This is a genomic window from Paenibacillus sp. ClWae2A (assembly GCF_032452295.1).
In the GTDB taxonomy this organism is placed as follows: domain Bacteria; phylum Bacillota; class Bacilli; order Paenibacillales; family Paenibacillaceae; genus Paenibacillus.
This window is the reverse complement of sequence record NZ_JAULSQ010000001.1, coordinates 127,566-147,330: the sequence shown is the minus strand read 5'-3', so window position 1 is coordinate 147,330 and position 19,765 is coordinate 127,566. Positions and strand designations below refer to the sequence as shown.

The 19,765-nt window shown below is 45.1% G+C and carries 19 protein-coding genes and 1 other annotated feature; of the genes, 4 read left to right on the top strand and 15 right to left on the bottom strand.

All coding sequences use genetic code 11. The features are described 5' to 3' along the window. Positions 1-73: 73 nt before the first annotated feature. The 7 genes from QVE09_RS00560 to QVE09_RS00530 form a co-directional block, all read right to left on the bottom strand. Positions 74-334 (bottom strand): hypothetical protein, encoded by a 261-nt coding sequence (locus tag QVE09_RS00560; RefSeq protein ID WP_315935193.1) that lies wholly within the window; start codon positions 332-334, stop codon positions 74-76. A 287-nt stretch (positions 335-621) separates the two neighbouring features. Then, the gene (gene asd, locus QVE09_RS00555) at positions 622-1,707 is read right to left on the bottom strand and encodes an aspartate-semialdehyde dehydrogenase (protein WP_315935192.1); all 1,086 of its coding nucleotides are present in this window, start codon (positions 1,705-1,707) and stop codon (positions 622-624) included. A gap of 169 nt (positions 1,708-1,876) precedes the next feature. Continuing rightward, positions 1,877-2,153, bottom strand: a binding site (T-box leader). A gap of 191 nt (positions 2,154-2,344) precedes the next feature. Next, positions 2,345-3,190, bottom strand: a complete 846-nt coding sequence (locus QVE09_RS00550; protein ID WP_315935191.1) for a class I SAM-dependent methyltransferase — start codon at positions 3,188-3,190, stop codon at positions 2,345-2,347. A 149-nt stretch (positions 3,191-3,339) separates the two neighbouring features. Further along, positions 3,340-4,212, bottom strand: coding sequence for a UTP--glucose-1-phosphate uridylyltransferase GalU (gene galU / locus QVE09_RS00545; RefSeq protein WP_315935190.1), 873 nt, complete (start codon positions 4,210-4,212; stop codon positions 3,340-3,342). Positions 4,213-4,269: 57 nt separating this feature from the next. Beyond that, positions 4,270-4,662, bottom strand: coding sequence for a GtrA family protein (locus tag QVE09_RS00540; protein WP_315935189.1), 393 nt, complete (start codon positions 4,660-4,662; stop codon positions 4,270-4,272). Next, positions 4,655-5,641 carry a glycosyltransferase family 2 protein gene (locus QVE09_RS00535; RefSeq protein WP_315935188.1) on the bottom strand — a complete coding sequence of 329 codons (987 nt, stop codon included), beginning with the start codon at positions 5,639-5,641 and terminating at the stop codon, positions 4,655-4,657. The genes QVE09_RS00540 and QVE09_RS00535 overlap by 8 nt, the downstream gene beginning before the upstream one ends. 51 nt (positions 5,642-5,692) lie before the next feature. After that, on the bottom strand, positions 5,693-7,864 hold the full coding sequence (locus tag QVE09_RS00530) for a glycosyltransferase family 39 protein (RefSeq protein WP_315936062.1): 2,172 nt from the start codon (positions 7,862-7,864) through the stop codon (positions 5,693-5,695). A gap of 227 nt (positions 7,865-8,091) precedes the next feature. Here QVE09_RS00530 and QVE09_RS00525 point away from each other — a divergent pair, with 227 nt between their 5' ends. Continuing rightward, positions 8,092-8,775, top strand: a complete 684-nt coding sequence (locus QVE09_RS00525) for a response regulator transcription factor (protein WP_036608910.1) — start codon at positions 8,092-8,094, stop codon at positions 8,773-8,775. Further along, entirely contained in the window at positions 8,775-10,292 is a 1,518-nt protein-coding gene (locus QVE09_RS00520; protein ID WP_315935187.1) for a sensor histidine kinase, read from the top strand. The genes QVE09_RS00525 and QVE09_RS00520 overlap by 1 nt, the downstream gene beginning before the upstream one ends. Positions 10,293-10,593: 301 nt before the next feature. Here QVE09_RS00520 and QVE09_RS00515 read toward each other — a convergent pair whose 3' ends face one another. Together QVE09_RS00515 and QVE09_RS00510 are read right to left on the bottom strand one after the other, a co-directional pair. Then, positions 10,594-11,064: a GNAT family N-acetyltransferase gene (locus tag QVE09_RS00515; protein WP_315935186.1), complete on the bottom strand. Its 471-nt coding sequence runs from the start codon at positions 11,062-11,064 to the stop codon at positions 10,594-10,596. Between the two features lie 261 nt (positions 11,065-11,325). Continuing rightward, positions 11,326-12,036 carry an SDR family NAD(P)-dependent oxidoreductase gene (locus QVE09_RS00510; RefSeq protein ID WP_315935185.1) on the bottom strand — a complete coding sequence of 237 codons (711 nt, stop codon included), beginning with the start codon at positions 12,034-12,036 and terminating at the stop codon, positions 11,326-11,328. Between the two features lie 102 nt (positions 12,037-12,138). Here QVE09_RS00510 and QVE09_RS00505 point away from each other — a divergent pair, with 102 nt between their 5' ends. Continuing rightward, positions 12,139-12,498, top strand: a complete 360-nt coding sequence (locus tag QVE09_RS00505; protein WP_076249478.1) for a MerR family transcriptional regulator — start codon at positions 12,139-12,141, stop codon at positions 12,496-12,498. Positions 12,499-12,735: 237 nt separating this feature from the next. Here QVE09_RS00505 and QVE09_RS00500 read toward each other — a convergent pair whose 3' ends face one another. The 5 genes from QVE09_RS00500 to QVE09_RS00480 all read right to left on the bottom strand — a co-directional run bounded on the left by QVE09_RS00500 (position 12,736) and on the right by QVE09_RS00480 (position 17,096). Continuing rightward, a complete protein-coding gene (locus QVE09_RS00500) occupies positions 12,736-13,260 on the bottom strand; it encodes a GNAT family N-acetyltransferase (protein ID WP_315935184.1) in 525 nt (174 codons plus the stop codon). Positions 13,261-13,305: 45 nt separating this feature from the next. Continuing rightward, positions 13,306-13,881 (bottom strand): GNAT family N-acetyltransferase, encoded by a 576-nt coding sequence (locus QVE09_RS00495; protein WP_315935183.1) that lies wholly within the window; start codon positions 13,879-13,881, stop codon positions 13,306-13,308. Positions 13,882-14,047: 166 nt separating this feature from the next. Further along, complete coding sequence (locus tag QVE09_RS00490; protein WP_315935182.1) at positions 14,048-14,347, bottom strand: hypothetical protein; 300 nt, start codon at positions 14,345-14,347, stop codon at positions 14,048-14,050. A gap of 146 nt (positions 14,348-14,493) precedes the next feature. Further along, positions 14,494-16,257, bottom strand: a complete 1,764-nt coding sequence (locus tag QVE09_RS00485) for an ATP-binding cassette domain-containing protein (RefSeq protein WP_315935181.1) — start codon at positions 16,255-16,257, stop codon at positions 14,494-14,496. After that, on the bottom strand, positions 16,242-17,096 hold the full coding sequence (locus tag QVE09_RS00480; RefSeq protein WP_315935180.1) for an energy-coupling factor ABC transporter ATP-binding protein: 855 nt from the start codon (positions 17,094-17,096) through the stop codon (positions 16,242-16,244). The genes QVE09_RS00485 and QVE09_RS00480 overlap by 16 nt, the downstream gene beginning before the upstream one ends. A 112-nt stretch (positions 17,097-17,208) precedes the next feature. Here QVE09_RS00480 and QVE09_RS00475 point away from each other — a divergent pair, with 112 nt between their 5' ends. After that, positions 17,209-17,799: a biotin transporter BioY gene (locus QVE09_RS00475; protein WP_315935179.1), complete on the top strand. Its 591-nt coding sequence runs from the start codon at positions 17,209-17,211 to the stop codon at positions 17,797-17,799. A 143-nt stretch (positions 17,800-17,942) separates the two neighbouring features. Here the strand turns inward: QVE09_RS00475 and QVE09_RS00470 are convergent, their stop codons facing one another. Further along, positions 17,943-19,412, bottom strand: coding sequence for an Msr family ABC-F type ribosomal protection protein (locus QVE09_RS00470; RefSeq protein WP_315935178.1), 1,470 nt, complete (start codon positions 19,410-19,412; stop codon positions 17,943-17,945). Positions 19,413-19,765 lie beyond the last annotated feature (353 nt).

Below are 19,765 nucleotides of genomic sequence, written 5' to 3'. Positions count from 1 at the left end.
CATGATTGTCGGCGTTTTGATTTGTGTTGCTATTATTACTATTATTGCTACGATACTGCTACGTTTCGTAAACCTAGTAATTTGTTTGTGAAAACATTGCTGTTAAGCCTAAAGCTACAATAAGAATGTAAAACACAATTCCGATGGCGATCCACAACAATGATGCTTTTGCGTAATTAGCTTTGGATGGGTTGGAATTACCGAACGCCCACACAAACAACATGATGATATTAACAAGTGGAATAGCCAAAAGCAATAACGTGAGCATCCAACTACCAAAACTAACTGGCTGTGGACCTGGTTTATGTACGGCTTGATTAGGAGCTGCTTGCATAATAATAAAGCCCTCCTTTCTTCGTCTATATAATAGCTACCTGCTAAGACAATGTCCTTCTAAATTAGAGAAGAAACGTTTGCCGTTAATAAAAATAACTGAAATCTCATGAATTTACAATGTAATATTTTCCATATAAAAATTAATATAATAAACCCTTGAATCGCCGCATGAGTGAATCTGCTTTGCTTACCCTTTCTTGTCCAAAATTGAAAAAACCATCAACGAGTGATGGTTTTACTCTAATCATTTTCAGAAGTCTGTTGCTGCTCATGATGCCTTTATGCTTATTTCGGTTGAATATATCCTTCAGCTTTAAGCAGTTCTGCGATCAGAACCGCACCACCTGCCGCTCCGCGGAGCGTGTTGTGGGACAATCCAACGAATTTGTAATCATAGAGTGAGTCTTCGCGCAGTCGGCCTGTGGATACACCCATTCCGCGTTCGATATCACGATCCAGTTTTGTCTGTGGTCTGTTCTCTTCTTCAAAATACGTAATGAATTGTTTTGGTGCACTTGGCAGAACCAGTTCCTGCGGACGACCTTTGAACTGCAACCAACGATCCAGAATTTCGTCTTTGCTTGGTTTTTTCTCGAAGTTTACAAACACGGTCGCCAGATGTCCATCCGTTACTGGAACACGAATACATTGTGTTGTAATTAATGGAGCTGATGCTTTGATGATCTGATTGTTCTCGATGCTACCCCAGATCCGGAGTGGTTCCTGCTCACTCTTCTCTTCTTCGCCACCGATGTATGGAATGACATTATCAAGCATATCAGGCCAGTCCGTAAAGTTTTTACCTGCTCCGGAGATTGCTTGATACGTGGAAGCAACGACCTGAGTCGGGTTGAACTCACGCAAGGCGTGAAGTGCAGGCACATAGCTCTGAATCGAGCAGTTTGGTTTTACAGCAATGAATCCGGTTTTTGTACCCAGACGTTTGCGTTGAGCTTCAATCACGTCCAGATGCCCCGGGTTAATCTCAGGGATTACCATTGGTACATCTGCTGTCCAGCGGTGAGCCGAGTTATTGGACACGACAGGTGTGCCTGTTCTAGCGTAAGCTTCTTCGAGCGCTTGAATCTCATTTTTTTTCATATCAACCGCGCAGAAAATAAAATCAACCTGGCTGGCAAAAGCCTCGACCTGGGAAGCATCCTGAACAACGATTTTCTTCACAGCTTCCGGAATAGGAACTGCGAGTTTCCATCTGCCTTGTACAGATTCTTCATATGTTTTGCCTGCCGAATTGGCGCTTGCAGAAATAGCTGTTACTTCAAACCATGGATGTTGATCGAGCAGGTCCACAAAACGCTGACCTACCATTCCTGTTCCTCCGACGATACCGACTTTCAATTTTGCTGACATTCAATCATCATTTCCTTTCGGTTTAAGTGATTCTTCTCTTTGAATCAATGTCATAATTCACTAAAAACGTATTATGAAATTGACTTCCTAATTAACACTATTCAGGCAATTCCAAAGCGTGTAGTCACAGCCCGGAAAAACCAAAAAATCCCATCCCCAAGACAATAGTCTCAGGGACGAGATTGAACTCTCGTGGTACCACCCAGATTCGCCAATATGTCACCATATCCGCCTCTTCAAGTAAAGGTTTACAACCATGTTGCTAACTGTAGACCGTTCATACTCTAGCTCTGTAACAGGAGCTCCTGTCACACCATCCCTTAATGCTAAGTTCCGATGTGCTGCTCTGAGTCTTTATTCAATAAAAGATTCTTTACTCCTTTTCAGCTGCCGGAGCTCTCTTTGAAAGAATGAATTTTATCTACTCGTCTCTTCGTCGCATTTGATATTGCGATTATAATATCAAAATTACCGTGATGAAGTAAACACATTTTTTTAGATCATGGAATTTATATGTTTTCAGCGGAGCTGAACCATTCAATTATCGTAAGAAAAACTTCAGCTAAATGCGGTCTGTCTCCTGTGAAAAGAACGTTGATAGACGTTTTTATTATAATAGCTGCTAATGGCTATTTCCTTACTTCTTTTTGGCAACCATCGCATACGTTCCCAGTGGACTTTCAAGTCCCGAGGTATAATGTGTCCTAAGTAATTTCAGTTCGGAAAGAAGAAGTGTTTTTACTTTGTCCGGGATCGGAAGCAGTTTCAGTTCCGCAGGCGCTTCTGCCAGTGTCATTTCGGTTTCCCAGCGACCGTCCTGCAGCTCGGGAGAATGGATCGAAGTCTCTTCCTTCATCGTCCAGCCTGCCGTAGAGACAAGCTCTTGGATATCCTCCGGTGTAAAAAGCGTGCGCACATTGGAGAAGCTGTTCTCCTTGTAACATTCGACCTGGGACTGAATCAGAACGGATAACCAGTGCGAGAGCTGGCTCACATCTGTAACTCGTGCATCCCATTCCGCGAAACATAACTGATGTCCCCACGCCCTAACCTTGCTAAGAATCTGGGCGAGTTCGTCAAACGATTTCAGGTACCAAGAACAATGGGATAGCACAATCACATCAAACTCATTCTCGGCGAATTGAGCCTGATCACTTAGAATGTCAAAATTATAATCCATTCGAATTCGATCACCCAGTGGAGATCTCCGCAGCTTGGCTGCCGCTTCGCCTACGGTCAGCGGTGCACCATAATCCTCTGATGCAATATCTACACCATGAACGTACCCATGCTCTCCCACCAAATGCGCAAGCACGGCCGTTGTATCTCCCTGACCACACCCGATTTCCAGAACCCGGCTGCCTTCCTGTATCCCCCAAAAGAGTCCCAGTTTCATCCGATGCTCGGTCTGAATGTATTGAATAGCGGCGTTGTCCTCCACGTCCATATACTTAATAAGGTCCCTGATGATAGATTCATTCATGATTCCTCACCCCTCAAAGAGCAACTTGAACTTCTTGCTCATTTTAGCGTTACAGGAAGTCTTTTACAATGCTAGAGTCTATGACAGAACCACTGGACGGAGGAGAACCCGTCCTACAGCAGATCTAAACCTCTGCTACATATCAATTCCTATGCCCACTGGGTTGCAAGCTTCTGAAGATAGGGTGTCAGCATGGGCTGCAATTCCTTGCGCATCAGTCCGATCTCCAAGATTGCCTGAATATATCCGAATTGATCACCAATATCGTAGCGGCGTCCCTCCAGTTCAAGGGCTAACAATTCTTCCACCTGACTCACTTCTTTCAAGGCATCCGTTAACTGATATTCCCCTCCAGCCCCTCTCTCGATCTGATCCAGAATGGGAAAGATGGAGGGTTTCAGAATGTATCGTCCCATTACAGCTGTTCGGGATGGTGCTTCTGCAAGGGAGGGTTTTTCGACCAGATTGGTGACTCGGTGAACCCGGTCCTCTGCACCATTCGAATCAATGATGCCATATTTGCTCACATTTGCCGCGTCTACCTGACGGACACCGATGATCTGGTTGCCTGTCTTTTCATAGAGATGAACCATCTGTGCAAGTGCAGGCGGATCAGACACCATAATGTCATCTCCCAGCAGTACAGCGAAGGCATCATCTCCTACAAATTGCCGTGCACAACCAATGGCATGCCCCAGACCCAGCGGTTCCTTTTGACGAATAAAATGAATATTTGCCATCTCGCTGATCGCCTGCACTTCTTCCAGTAAAGACTGTTTGCCCTTGGCATATAAAGAGTGTTCAAGTTCAACTGATTTATCAAAATGGTCCTCTATGGATTTTTTGTTGCGTCCGGTCACAATGAGGATATTCTCAATGCTTGACTGTACTGCTTCTTCAACAATGTACTGGATGGCCGGTTTGTCTACAATCGGTAACATCTCTTTGGGCTGTGCTTTGGTCGCTGGCAGGAAACGGGTTCCGAGACCCGCTGCCGGAATAACTGCTTTTTTAATTCGCATTTCATCATACACTCCTTTCATTTGCTTCTTATAACCAATATTGCACGCTGTGGGCAGCTAAGAAGCGATACGAAACACCCAATATCTGCTGGCCATATAGTTCAGAACCATCCCCATCAAGGTCGCCAGGATCTTGCTCATCACGAGACTCCAACCCAGCACATCGTGCAAAGTCATCAGAATGAGGGCCGATAACGCAAGAACGATGAGATTGGTGATTAGAAAACGAATAAGTTTGGTTCTATCGTTCCCTCCTCGTGCTGTATCTCGAAAAGTCCACCTGCCGTTCAACCAATAACTGTTTGCAACGCCGCAACTGTACGAGATTACTTGAGCAATCAGAACCGGTACACCGACCACTGCAAGCAAAGCAAACACCACCGCATCCACTGCCGTATTCACAACACCCACAATACCGAACTTGAAAAGTGTCACCAGACGCTTAGTCATGATGAGCAACTCGGGCTGTCAATCGGGATTGCGCTTGCTGGTCCTCGGCCTGAACCACATCTCTCACAATGTATAGCGGACGTGCCTTGGTCTCATCATAGATTCGGCCAACGTACTCGCCCAGAATGCCCAGCATGATCAGGATGAATCCGTTAAACATCAGCATGATACTCACAATGGATGGCCATCCTTTAATCGTTGAATCCGTAAATATCGCCGAGACAATAACCGTTAACATATAGATGAATCCACCTACCGAAAGGATCGCACCTACATAACCTGCAAGCTTGAGTGGTTTATGCGAAAATGACGTAATGCCATCCAGGCTTAGCTTCAGCATGCGTTTTAGCGGATATTTTGTTTCGCCTGCGAGACGTTCATCACGTTCATATTCAATCGCAGTCTGACGAAATCCGACCCAACTGACCAACCCGCGCACAAACCGATTTTTCTCCGGAAGACGTTTCATCTCATCACATACTTTGCGGTCAATCAGGCGAAAATCTCCGGTGTCTACCGGGATATCCGTATCCGTTGAGGCACGAAGGACACGATAGAACAGACTTGCCGACCATTTTTTGAAGCGAGTTTCCCCGCTTCTTCTGGTGCGACGGGCATATACGACTTCGTAACCCTCTTTCCATTTGGCGATCATATCCAGTATCAGTTCGGGAGGGTCCTGCAGATCCGCATCAATAATAACCACCGCATCCCCCACTGCATAATCCATACCCGCTGTTATCGCAATCTGATGTCCGAAGTTACGGGCAAAATCGATCAGCTTCACACTCTCGTCCCAACGGGCGTAATCACGGATCATCTGTGCACTTCGATCCACGCTGCCATCATTTACAAACAACAGTTCATAGCTCTCTCCCGTGCTGCCCATGACCTTCTTCAGACGCCGATAAGTCTCCTCGATCACCGATTCCTCGTTATACATGGGAATAATAATGCTGTATCGGTACGCGTGAGCCATGTTTGTCCCCTCCCTTTTCCAATGGACTTCGTTCGAGATTTTCATTTCAGTTTACAATTTCACTTCGTACAAGGTGGTCTGTCCGCCAAATCCGAATCCGAATCCAAATCCAAATCCAGCTTCATTCTCCGTGTCACCGTTATCCATGGATCCGCTGTCTGTGCCTGTCTTCCATTCTGACGTTGGAATCTCGGTTCCGTGCTCTTTGATCCAATCGCTAATTTCCGAGTTCCCTCCGCGGCCACCCATGCCACCAACCATGAAGTATTTCACTTGCCCGCTCTTGACAAGTTGCTCGAGTTTTTCTGTTGTGTAGACCGGGTCTGAACCGGAAAAACCTCCAAGTGTAATGACCGCTGCTCTTTCATCGATGATATAAGGTGCTGCCTGATTATAGTCCGTAGTGGCGAAGAGATACGTTTCGCCTGTATTGTGCTCTTTCAGATAATTCAGTGTGGCTGTATCCACTTCTTCGTTACGGTTGCCCATTCCGCCACGGCCACCCATTGTAGGCATTTCCGTGTCTCCTGCACCGTTACCCATCGGCATGCCCATTCCTGCTCCATCAAACATGCCATTGGAACCAGTAGGTCCTGCTGCCGGAATCATGCTGTTTCCACCATAAGTAATTGGGGTGAATGCCCAGTAGATTGGACCGATCAGCATCACCATGAACCCCGCGATAATGAAGCTTTGTTTCCATCGATGTGTGCGATGAAGCATAACGATTAGGATGACCGTGATCAGAATGCCAGCTATCAATTCACTAATGGACCAGCCTGCACCAATCGTATCGTTATACACCTGCATGATATACCAGCCGAACAGAGTCGTCATCAGAACGGACACCGGAAGCAACCATGCCTGCCAGCCATTGCGATCACGATATGACTTCCACATCGCTACAAATCCTGCGCCAGTCAGCGCAGCAATTGGAGGTGCAAGCATAATCAGATAATACTGATGGAAGAAACCTGCCACACTGAAAAAGGCAGCAACGGGAAGCAGCCAGGCTAGCCAGAACAATGCCTCCTTGTGCTTGTTAGTTATATTTCTCCGTCTTAATCCTGCAAATATGGCAATGCAGCCAAGCAGCACAACTGGCAGAAGCCAGCTCGCTTGACCTGACAGTTCAGTCTGGAACAGACGCAGAGGACCTTTTTCCCCCGTACCAAACATTCCTCCCATGCCTCCGCCGAAATCTCTTCCGTTTGGCATTTCCATATCATTCGGCATCTGCCCGTTCGGAAAATTGCCATTCGGCCCATTCATGCCGCCCATGGTGTTCGAGCCATTCGAACCATTCATATTATCGTTATCCAGTGCATTGACATCTTGTCCAGCGCCAGGAACACCACTGCCTGTCTGATTAGGGCCTGAGGTCGAGTCTCCTCGATTACCCCTATTATTTCCCTGTCCGATACCATTTGGCATACCTGCGTTACCTGCGGTATTCTGCTGACCCGTTAGGCGAGCCAGGCCATTGTATCCAAAGGCGAGTTCCATGACCGAGTTCGTTTCACTGCTTCCGATATAAGGCCGCTCGTCTTCGGGTATAGAATCCACAGTGACCGCCCAGGATAAGGAAACGACCGCCAGAACCGCTGTGCTGCCGATCAGCAGGATGATCTTCCTTCTCCATTTCGCCTGAAATGCGAGCAGATAGAACAAGTAAAAAGCCGGGAGAATCATGTAGGCTTGAAGCATTTTCATATTAAAGGCTACGCCTATTAACCCAAAGGCAACCAGAATGCGCCAAGCACTGCCTTGTTTGCTGCCTTTGAACAAAAACCATGAACCCAGCAGTAGTGTAAACACCAGCATGCTGTCAATATTGTTGGTCCGGCTGACTGCCGCCACAACAGGCACAGTCGCCATCGCAAGTGCCGAGATTCGTGCTGCTGTAAGACCATATGTAGGTTTCACCATGAAATAGATCAGGAGCACCGAACCGACTCCCGCTAATACCTGCGGCAAAATAACGCTCCATCCGTGCAATCCAAAGACATAGGCAAAGGCCGTCTGAATCCAGAAGACAACAGGTGGTTTATCTACAGTGACCGAGCCTGCCGAGTCGAGTGAAGCATAGAAAAAGTTATGGAAGTTGCTGAGCATACTCCCAACGGCAGTCGTATAATAGGAATTGGCATATTGATCGTTCCAGATACCGTACCCATTTAGAAATGCCGCCAGTAATACAATCGGCAGAAGGACAAAATCCATCCTTCTTTTGGTGTTATTCAAAGTTAATCACTCCTTCAAAGTTCTTCATGTCTAGTATTGTGACATTCCAAAATAAAACTGGGATGAGTGCCCGCTGAATGTTGTCTGAGGATAATTCATAATCCTTTCAGCTAAATTTCAGTTTGGCAAGCGATAATACAACATACAGTCCCCTCTCAATTGAGAGAGAACTATAGATGGAATTAAGCAAGGAGGAGCTGCACGTTATGAAGCTTAGCAGCGGAATTAAAATACTATTGGCTGATGATGAACCGCATATTTTACAATTTCTAGAGCTTGGACTAAGCAATGAGGGCTTCGATGTGCGCACCGCACCAGATGGAGCGGCTGCGCTTGAGTTGGCGCTTGAATTCAAGCCACATATGGCTATTCTGGATGTCATGATGCCAGAGATGGATGGATTCGAAGTGGTCGAGCGTCTGCGTAAGACCGGTACCGAGGTTGGCGTAATTATGCTGACAGCGAAAGACGAAGTTGAGAATCGGGTTAAGGGCCTTTGGTTAGGTGCTGACGATTATATGGTCAAACCGTTTGCCTTCGACGAGCTGCTCGCCCGTATTCAGGCCAGACTGCGGAATCAATTTCCTTTATTAATAGGAGCCGTCACCCACGGTCCCTTCCGAATTGATGATCAGCGCAAAGAAATCACCTATCAGAATCAGGTCCTGGAGCTATCTCCTACTGAATACGAATTGCTAAAATTCATTGTGCTTAATCATGGAATTGTACTTAGCAAAGCGACCATTCTAAGCCGGGTTTGGGGGTATGATTTTGGCGGGGAAGAAAATATTGTGGAGGTATACGTTCGCTCCTTGCGCGACAAACTCGGGGATAAAGAGCATAAACTCATTCGCACGCTTCGGGGTGTCGGGTACAGGGTGGATCTCTGATGAACTCGCAGCCTAAGAAAAATAAACTTCGTTTAAGAGGTCTCCACCAATGGATCTGGCCTCGTTCATTACGTTCTCAATTGCTCTCACGTTCTCTGTTCGTGCTTGCTGGGTTACTATTGTTAATCGGTATCCTGCAATTCTGGATCATGGAAAGCTTTCTCTACCGGAATCAGGCAAAAACCATGGAAGAACAGCTCATGTCCATGCCCCCGGTTTGGCTCGGAATCCAGTCACGTAGTGGCTATTCTAACAATCCTTTCGGTGGACAGGCAGGAAACGGGTCTGGTAATCGGGTGCTGTTTATTCCGGACCGTTCACTGGCCCTGTTTGATAACCAAGGTACGTTCGAGGATGTTTTTGGGGAAGACGGTCTGAAAGCCCCTCAACTATCAACCGTTGAATATCAGGACATTACAGATGAGTTAAAAGAACAAAAACACATTCCCTACCGGATTGTCACGGATAGCCAAGGGAATGAGCAATTGATTGTATTCGCTTCACCCGGTCCACGCAATCGCGGTTTACCGATGGTGCAGATGGGCACGGCTACGAAGCCACTGAGAGACTTAATTATTAAACAGCTTCTAATCTTCCTCATGTTATCGCTGTTGGCCATGGTAGCCGGTCTGATTCTATACACTAAGGTATTACGCCGGACGCTGGTTCCTCTGTCCAATATGGTGAATAAAGTACAGCAGATCGATGCAGGCAGCCTTGCAGAACGTCTTCCCGTCGTTCAGGGACAAGAGGAAGTGGATCAGCTCGCAGTTTCCTTCAATGGCATGCTTGAAAGGCTGGAGAACTCGTTTGAAGCGGAGCGGGAATCGAAAGAACAGATGCAGCGTTTCTTGTCCGATGCTTCCCATGAGCTTCGTACCCCGCTTACCTCCATTCATGGCTTCATTGAAGTTCTACAGCGGGGTGCAGCGACCAATCAAGATCAATTGTATAAAGCGCTGGACAGCATGCACGGCGAATCCGTACGAATTAACAAACTGGTTGAAGATTTGCTGTTACTAACCAAGCTGGATCAGGCTCCAAAGCAGGAGCGAGAGGTCATTCAGCTGGACAGTCTGCTGCTCGAAATGCAACCACAACTCGCCATAATGGCTCAGCAAAGATCCATTCATCTTGACCTGACGGCTGAGGTATATGTACTTGCTGACCCTTACAAGCTGAAGCAGGTTGTGCTGAATCTGTTCCATAACGCGGTGCAGCACACCGATCCTGAGTATGGAGCCATCTCCATAACATTATATGCCACGCATCATAAGGCTGAATTATCAGTGAAGGATAACGGCACAGGCATTGAACCTGCACATCTTCCCCATATCTTTGAGCGATTTTACCGCACAAGCAGCTCTCGTTCGCGCAAACAAGGTGGCGCAGGTCTCGGTCTAGCCATTACCCGCTCGATTGTGGAGTCGCATGGTGGGAAAATTACAGTACAAAGTCAGGTAGGCTTGGGAACTGAATTTATGATTTTGATGCCGCTGTATAAGGCTGATGTCTAAGCTGAGCATAGCTTCTACGTAAGCTATAAGTTGGCTATAAGCAGCTCTACGTAATAACTTCTTATCTTATGTAAGTTATAGGCAAACTCTCCAAACTCCGCATTTTCTTTATCTCTCTCCTAGCTTTTCATTACATGAAGAACCCCCCATTTATTTCAATTAAGAAACGAATGGGGGATTCTTTTTTGTATCTGTTTGATAGAGTGAAGAGTAGTAGTTCAATTGGTTTGAGGTTTGAGGTTTGAGGCTTCCGGGCTTACAAGCTTAGGAATCTGAAGCCTCTCATTCAAGGATTTACGGCCTATAAATGCTTCTCATAAAATACCATTGTCATTTTGTCGTTAATAGCTTTTGTTCCACCCGTTTTTTTGTAGCCTATCTTTTCATACAAATAACAGTTTCCTTGCTCTTGTAAGATAGTGCCTAATTTCCATGACTTTGCATCATCATATATCTGCTCAACCATTGTAAAGACTTTTTGAGCAATTCCTTTTCCTTGATGTTCTGGCAGTATAAAAATTGGGCTAATACTGTAGATCCGATTATCTTTTTTCACGACTCTAATTCCACCAACAGCAACTTCTAGATGATGAATTATGAAATAATCTGTGAAAGATTGATTGATTTGAGTAATAATTCTTTCTACGGTTTCATTGGCGGGGCTTGTTCCAAAATCCTGATATTTTTCCAACAAAGGCATAAATGCTTTGACTTTCATTTCATGAACAGTCACTGCATCTTTTAAATCTGCTTTATATAGTGAAACCTCCATTAAATATATACCTCCGGTTGATACGCTTTTTAGAAATACGATTTATGGTACACGCTCAGTTAACTTAGTACAAGAAAAATGTTCGTCTACGTTTGGTGTTTGTTACATTTACAGCATATAAACAAGATAAAACCAACATATTTTTTTATTCGACGTTGTATTCTCATATTCCTTGATATCTAAGTAACGGAACCACGCCAATACTTCATCTAACTTTCCGTTATCATCCGGGGGACAAGATCATCCAGTATGAACGGTGGATTACCAAGGGTAGACGCCATTTTCATCTAGGAACTCCCCATTATGGCGTTTGCCATCCGTCGCATAGCGCACGATAATCGCAGCGCCGGCTTCTTTTGATTTGCCGCCTTCGGCATTGCCATTAAGATCTGTTGATGTAAATCCGGGTGTTACCGCAAAGACTTGCGCCCTGCTGTTTTTCACTTCATAAGCCATCGAAAGTGTCATGGCACTGTTGGCCGTTTTGGATGAGTTATAGTCGAAGGCATTTAAAGTGAATTCCGCATTTTGCATATGGTCCAGAGAAGCCATGTCAGTTGAAACATTAATGATTGTGCCTTCATTATCTTTAATTAACGGGAACAATCGCTGATTCAAACGGAAGGTGCCGAAAAAGTTCACTTCGAAGGCGTTCCGCAGATCTTCCTCTTTAGTATCCGTAAATGAATGAGAGAAAGCACCCGGCATACCCGCGTTATTGATCAGAAGGTTTATTGCGGGATAAGTCTTCTGAATCGTATCGGCTGCCTGTTCAATGCTCTTCAAGTCGCACATGTCGATCTGTAGAAATTCTACGTCTAACCCCCTGGAAGTTAACTCGGAAACAGCTCTTTCACCCCGTTCAACACTACGTGCGCCAAGGATAACTTTCCAACCTGCTTCACCCAATTGCTTTACGATTTCATATCCAATTCCTTTATTTGCTCCGGTTACAAAGACAGTCTTTTTCATGCAAATCCTTCTTTCCGTAATTTGATTTATATTTAACAATGTATAAGTTACTATGCTACACTTAGTCTAGGTCAAATTACTTTTATAAAAGAGGGGATTAACATGTTAACGATTGGAGAAGTAGCAAAAAAAGTTGAAATCTCCATTGGAGCGATCCGCTTTTATGAAAGAAAGGGACTGCTGAAACCTGCTGCACGAAATGAGCAGAATAACCGTCTTTATTTGGAGGATGATCTGAACTGGCTGGTTTTTATCAAATGCCTTCGCGAAACCGGGATGAGTGTGGAAGACATCAAAAAGTATTATGATCAGGTCAATGAAGGAACCTCCACGCTGAAGGAAAGAACCAAGCTGATTGAGGATCAAAAGCAAAAGTTGCTGAATGATATTGAGGAGAAAAAAGCGCAGCTTGTTCATTTGGACAACAAATTGGAGCGCTATTATCGCGGAGAAAATTATTAATATAAGCCTTGTGCGATAGATTAATCTTTTGCATTTATGTAAGGGAGCACGTATCCTAACAAGGTTTCCTCAGTAGCTTCTTAAAATAAATACAAAAAAGATCAGGTAGCCAGAGCAATAACTGTCCAACCTGATCCGAAACTTTCATTTTATAGCCCTTCACTATGGGACTACGTTCTATTAAAATTGGCCTTGTTGCTTACGCAGGTGGTAATGGTTATACTTTTCATCCTCGATCTAGATCAAATTTAACCGTTCAAAATTACTTTTCTGTATCACCTTATTAGATGCTGGATTGGTAGTCAAAGCGATGGCATTTAACACTTCCACGTTTGTATGTTCAAACAAATACTCCGTCATTCCTTTGAGCGCCTGCGTGGTGTAACCACGATTTCTGAAGTGTTTCGAAATACCATACATAATCTCCCGATTGGGTGCTGGCAGTTCGTCCTTGATCCCTGAGCAACACCATCCTATGAACTCGTCATTTTCTTTGAGTACGATAGCCATACGTAAATATAACTCTCCGATATCCCCTCCCGCCATCACAGCTTGTTTAAAACGCTGATTCTCAGGGATTTCATATTCGGTGAGCCACAGGGTCCTGTCTTCAATCGTAGCGTTCCATCCCGGCAGGAATTCATAGACCTCCGGTTGCCACGTAATTTCTTGCAGTTTCTCTAAATCTTCAATTCGATACTCACGCAAATAAATATCCTTGCAATCGATGATTAATTCATCAGTTTGTATGGGTTGGTTCATAGTTCCTCCTACTACACACTTAATTTCAGCTTATTAGCCTTTACTTCAAACAAGGCCCTCTTTATCCATAAACTCGTCTTTGGTTAATCCAAAGAGGATCAGATCCTGGTATTTTCCATCCGTATAGATTACCTGGCGACGCACACCTTCCTGAACACATCCAAGTTTTCTCATCATGGCTGCGGAAGGTTCATTTCCTTGGAGTACATAATCATTAAATTTGTTGAGCCTGCGCTCGAAGAAGGCATAGTTCAGCAAGATTCGAACGGCTCTGGTTCCGTATCCTTTTCCTCGATGATCCCTGTCAATTTGAATGCCAATGCTAAAGGTACCATTCCTTTCATCAATGCTGTTCAGATTCACACCTCCGACATTTTCACCATCCATATTTACAATTGTAAACATGATCCTTCCTTTGGTTAAAGAAAAATCAGAGAAGTTTTCCGTGAAACTCTTCGCTTCAACATGGGTTGGCGGCAACTCTACTGCACACTCCAATAACCGACGGGCAGGTGTATCAAAGCGGTTATAATAATGATCCTCCCAATCTTCTTCACGCAAAGCACGTAATCTGATCTTATCATCCTGCCAGAAATATTGACTATAATCGATCTCTCTCATTCCAAGTCCCCCCGCATATTCAACCAAATTTTTACTCCGAACTACACATATAATAACCCATAATGTGGAATTAGAGGAGATTTGTTTTAAACTACCTCAACGAAAATAACCCCCGAACAGGACAAAACCTGTCGGAGGCTACGCTTTATTTTATATCAAAATCTCATTACGATTCTTCCGTATATTGAGGCTTGGATACGTTATCCGGAACCGTTTCGTCAAAAACATCCTGACCTGGATAATCCCGTACTTCTCCCTCGTGAAGCTCATGATTTTCATAATCAAAACGATGTGCAGACCGCTGATCCACCCGCCATGGAGAACTTTTCCCAAGAGACTCGGTTAACAGAGATGAACCGTAAGGACCCTCCGGGAATTCTTCGAGTGTGATATCGTTTCGCTGCGACTCCACCGTAGACACATCGGTATATTCTTGCCGTTCTTCACGCAAAAACTTATCTTTCATCGTTTATCCCTCCTGATCCACTTCAGATGACCAACGTCCACTTATTGTGAGCGAGGACAAACGCATTTATGCATGATCTTTGGAAAACACTGCGTTTAGGTTTTGATCCATTACCGGATCCATCACGATCATTATCGCCATCACAATTAGCGAATCCATATTAATAGTACAAAAACAATGAGGCCAGCCATGCTAATCCAGGTATCTCGTTTGGACCATACCAATAACGATGAACGTCCTCCGAGCATAGAGTGCTCTCTAACTTTACGCATTTCCATCGCAATGGTCATATCCTCTGCACGTTGGAACAGTGCCATCAACAAGGGAATCACCATCGGACCAAGGTCACGAATTCGCACGGTATTTGGTCTTAATGCTGCCTTTCCACGTGCCCGTACAATCAGTGAGAATCGCTGCCACTCACTCCAGATCATCGGGATAAACCGAAAGATTAACGATACAGCAAGTGCAAACGAAGCTACGGGCAGCCTGATTTTTTTACCGATACCGAGTACCCAGTTCAGCCCTTCTACCATTCGCCCATAAGGTGTCGTCAACGAAAACCAAAGGCTTGCCAATGTGACGATAAACAAACGATACACATTCAGCAAAGTGCCCTCCGCCTGCATCAGGGAAAAGCCAAAGTGCAGACCTCCTCCCTCTGTTGAAAGAGTAGTCCCAGATAACGCCGATGATATGATGAAAAAGAATAATAATGGCTTCATTAACTTCATACATCCAGCCAAAGTCTGACGCGGGAGCACGGCAAGTGCTGCTAATACCGGTACCAGTGTTAACGTCAATCCCAGCCATCGCTGTTGAAGCATAGCTGCGGTGACCAACAAAATATACAAAATCCATTTCAGACGTGGGTCCATGACGCCATATAATCCGCCTGAATGAGTCAATGTGTTCGGAAGAAGCTTTGGATCATCTTCCGCTTCAAAGGACGACCGCATCAGTGCTTCTTTTTCATACTTCATTACATCGCTCTTGACTTCCATCGTTACCGTCCCTGATGCTTCTTTCGATTCGTTTTGAATCTGTACTTCAACTGACTTGGACTGAACAATACATTCAGCCATCTCTTCTGGCGTCATCGCGGTCAAAGGCAGCTCAAGACCCGCTGCTCTTAACTGCTGTGCCAGTCTCATCGATGGTGGCAGTCCAATCCCTGTCTGCTCCAGCAATTCAGGCCTTTTGTGAAGTTCTCTCGGCGTAAGATCAGCGATTAGACGGCCTTCCTGCAACAACAATACTCGATCCGCACAAGGCAAGAATGTATCTAGATCATGGGTTGCTACCACGCCCCCACCACCTGCCAGACGATGTTGCTCCAGTATATCCAGCAAAAGCCCGACACTTTGCCCTTCCAACCCGGCGCTTGGCTCATCCAGCAGAAGCCAGTGTGGATTGGTCACACTTCCGAGAGCAAGACCTAGCCTGCGCTTCTCTCCCCCACTTAGAGCAAATGGCGACCTGTCCAGATGAAAATGCCAGTCCAACTCCGAGGATACTGGCGGGTCCCATTGGTTCAGTGCTTTTGTGATCTGCTCTTCTTGCTGTTTCTCTGAAAGTCCATAGGGACGCAGAGAATATGAGAATTCACGCTGAATACTTCGGGCAAACAATTGTTGTTCCGGAAATTGAAACAATAGTCCCATTTGCAATAAAATCGACTGCGGCACTTTTCCTTCTTTCCAAAAAGCTGTGCCATCTAATGTGATACTTCCTTCATCGGGCGGTCTCAGACCAGCCAACGTCTGTAGTAAAGTCGTTTTTCCTGAACCCGTACAGCCCAGCAGCAAGGTGATTTGCCCACTGTTCAACTGTACACTCACGTCTTCAAGCAGTGCACGTTTGCTCGAATCCGATGCTTCTATACGTATATTGGTTAATTCGATCTCCAACGTGCGACCTCCTTAGCCAGTTGCTCGGGTCGCAGTGGCATGGCTTCTGGCATCATACCTTTTTGCTTGAGCAATAACGCAGTTTTTACAGTGAAAGGAGGGTCCAACCCTAACCGTTCACAGGGAGATAGCTGTACATTTTCCCGTGTAGCCTTCTCATTCAGCTCTGTTTCATAGAAAAAGGACTCCGGCTCCCCGTCGTACACACAACGTCCCCTCTCCATAGCAATGATTCGATCACACAGGGTTGCTTCCTCCAGATGGTGTGTAATCCAGATCACCGTTGTCCCCCGCTGGGTAATCTTCTGAACGATGGCCTCCATACGGTCTCTTGCTCCCGGATCAAGCATGGCTGTTGGCTCATCTAGAATCAATACGTCCGGTTTGGCCGCGAGCGCTACCGCAATGTTAAGCAGTTGTTTCTGTCCACCCGATAACTGTGAGATGGCCATATCCGGGGGATATTGAAGTCCTACGGTATGTAATGCATCCTGCCTCTGTTCCAATTGTTCTTCTACAGTATTCATTAATGGTGACAATGCATAATGAAATTCCTCTTCAATGGTATCACCCAGTACCTGTGCATCAGGTTGCTGTAATACCCCCCGAACGGTAAGTTCATCCGAGATATCCCGTACCCCTCCCGATAGTGGAATGAATCCGATCAGTAGTCCAGCGAGTGTGCTTTTTCCACTACCATTCGCCCCTACAATACTAATCCATTCGCCTTGGTGCAGCGTAAGCGAAACCCCATCCAGTGCTTTTCTCACCTGACTACCTTCGGAAGCATAATGAACTCGAACATCTTCTAATGTAATTATAGGCAGGTTGCCTTGCATCGTAAATTAGTCCTTTCCCTTTCTACTGTTATGTGGTACGATCCTAATCGTTAACCACATTTATATAATTGGTTAACAATCATATTACCAAAATGGAGAGGATTGTTCAAACATGAAATTATCTTTGCGAGGCATTGTATTCAGCGCACTTATGGCCGCAATTTTAGTGCTTTTTGGTTACATAAGCATTCCCATTGGCTTCTCCCCAGTACCGATAACATTACAAACTTTGGCTGTCATGCTGGCCGGAGGATTACTTGGTCCACTCTATGGTTTTCTAAGTGTCACGATGGTTGTTGTGCTCACCGCTCTTGGATTCCCCTTGCTGCACGGGACCGGAGGACTTGCAGTACTTCTTGGACCTACCGGAGGATATGTGATGATGTGGCCATTCTCCGCATTATTGATTGGATTGTTGCTTGCACGAATCAACATCAAAGGTGTAACAGGATTCATTCTCGCTTTTGTTGTATTTGAACTATTTGGTTCACTGCTCGTGTATGTCTCGGGTGTCCCTTGGCTTGCCTATGCATACAAAATGGACCTACCTGAAGCCATGATTCAAGGGTTTTATCCTTACATAATTGGGGATCTGATCAAGGCTGTATTTGCTGCCATCATCATTGCGCCCGTGCGCATGGTTTTCCCACCTCAACGCCTCACAGGTAACATGCATTCAACGGTTATAAAAGCGGATTCTTAATAGAAGCTACATATAGGTAACTGATCTGCCTATCTTTGAAAACGACGAAACCGCCAAAATCACTTTGGCGGTTTTCGTTACTTCTCTTCCTCTAAGGTTGTTCTGTCATCGGAGTGTCCAGTGTAAATATTCTTTAGTTCAACTTATATATTCACCTGAATTAATTGACGCTCCGTAATCTGAAATTGTTGATCCGCTGTATTTTCAATAAACCTCTGATCATGAGATACATACAGAATCGTTCCTTCATACGCCTTGATAAAACGCTCCAACGCTTCCAATGCATGCATATCAAGAAAATTCGTCGGCTCATCCAACAATAGAATGTTATATTGTCCAAGAAACAAGTGACATAATTGAAGACGAATCGCTTCTCCTCCACTTAATGTCCCAACATTCTTCAGCAGGTCATTCCCTGTAAACTGCATCGCATGCAACGCACTTCTGAGCTCTGATTCCTCATATTCCGAACGATTTTTCAGGAATTGTAATACGGTTTCTTTTGTCGTGAAACGATAGCACATTTGCTGAAAATAACCGAGCTTCGCTTTTGGAGACATCGAGATGTGATCTCCAGCATGGAAAACATGATTAAGCAATGTACTTTTCCCGCTGCCATTGGCTCCGGTTATCGCTATTTTTTGTTTTAATGGAACCTGAAAACTTACATCCTCCAACAATATGTGGCCTTCTACCTCAAGCGTAAGACGATCTGCCATAATAGGAAATCGATTGTGCAACTCCAGTGTCTTTGGCTGACGGAAGATCATAGGCCGTTCCTCTTGCACTGCTTTTACCTCATGAAGTTGTTGCATCCGCTGTTCAATCGCTTTGGCTGCGCGGTGAACCGCTTTTTGACTGGTGCCTTTGGATTTTGTTTCAACCATACGGTTTGTTTTTGCCCTGGATTCTTTTTTGGACATACTTCCGGCCTGCGTTATTTTCTCGGCTTTTTTCATCTTTTCCCGGGCGGCCAGCTCCAATCGTCTTTTTTCCTTCGAGAACTGTTCATGGGCCTGGTTTTGTTGTTCACGCTCCAGCCTCTTCTGTGCCTGATAATCACTATAGTTGCCGGAATATACGCGAACCTCACCTTGATGGATTTCCCAGATCGTGGTCACCAGTTCATCCAGAACCGCACGATCATGACTGATCAGTACGATTGCCCCATAGTAATAACGCAATTCATCCAGCAAAAATGTAATGCCCTCTTGATCCAGATGGGTTGTTGGTTCATCCAGTAACAGTACTTCATGATAATGAGTGAACATTTGAGCCAGTTTTAGACGGGTCTGTTCGCCGCCACTCCATGCTTGGTCATGTTGAGGTATGGCTAATTTACTGAGTAAAGCCCCGTCAACTTCGAGATTTTCGTTAGGCTGGGGTGGTTCCACTTGTTCCAAATAACCAAACTCTGCAAAACGTTTTACCTTTCCGGCTGTTGGCTGGATCTGTCCCGCAATGAGTTTCAACAACGTACTTTTACCCTGACCATTAGCACCCACTACACCAATACGATCAAGTTGATGCACAGCCAGTCGCTCAATGTTCAGTACTGCTTTATCCATATAGGTCATCTCAACCTGTTCTAATTCAAAACATATCTTTTCCATATTCGCTACCTCCGAAATAAGATTTATTTCGTATCGATAGCGAAGCAAGCTTCTATCGATACGAGCTTATGGTGCCAGCTCGTATCAATAGAACAGTAATGTCATCATAGCGGTACCTCCAGTAGTCATTATTGAACGCCATGTTAAGTTACAATAGTGATAAAAAAAACAAAAAATCACAGGCTAAGGCCTGTGATTCAATGTAAACGGGAAAACGAGTTAAACCATGTATATAAGGTCAGGATGATTGAAAATGACAGACTGATCCCGTTTACTCTGAACCAATGGTCAGAGCCTTTGAACGTATTCAATTACCGATTCAAAGGAAGGAAACGCAGTCTCATCGCATGTGT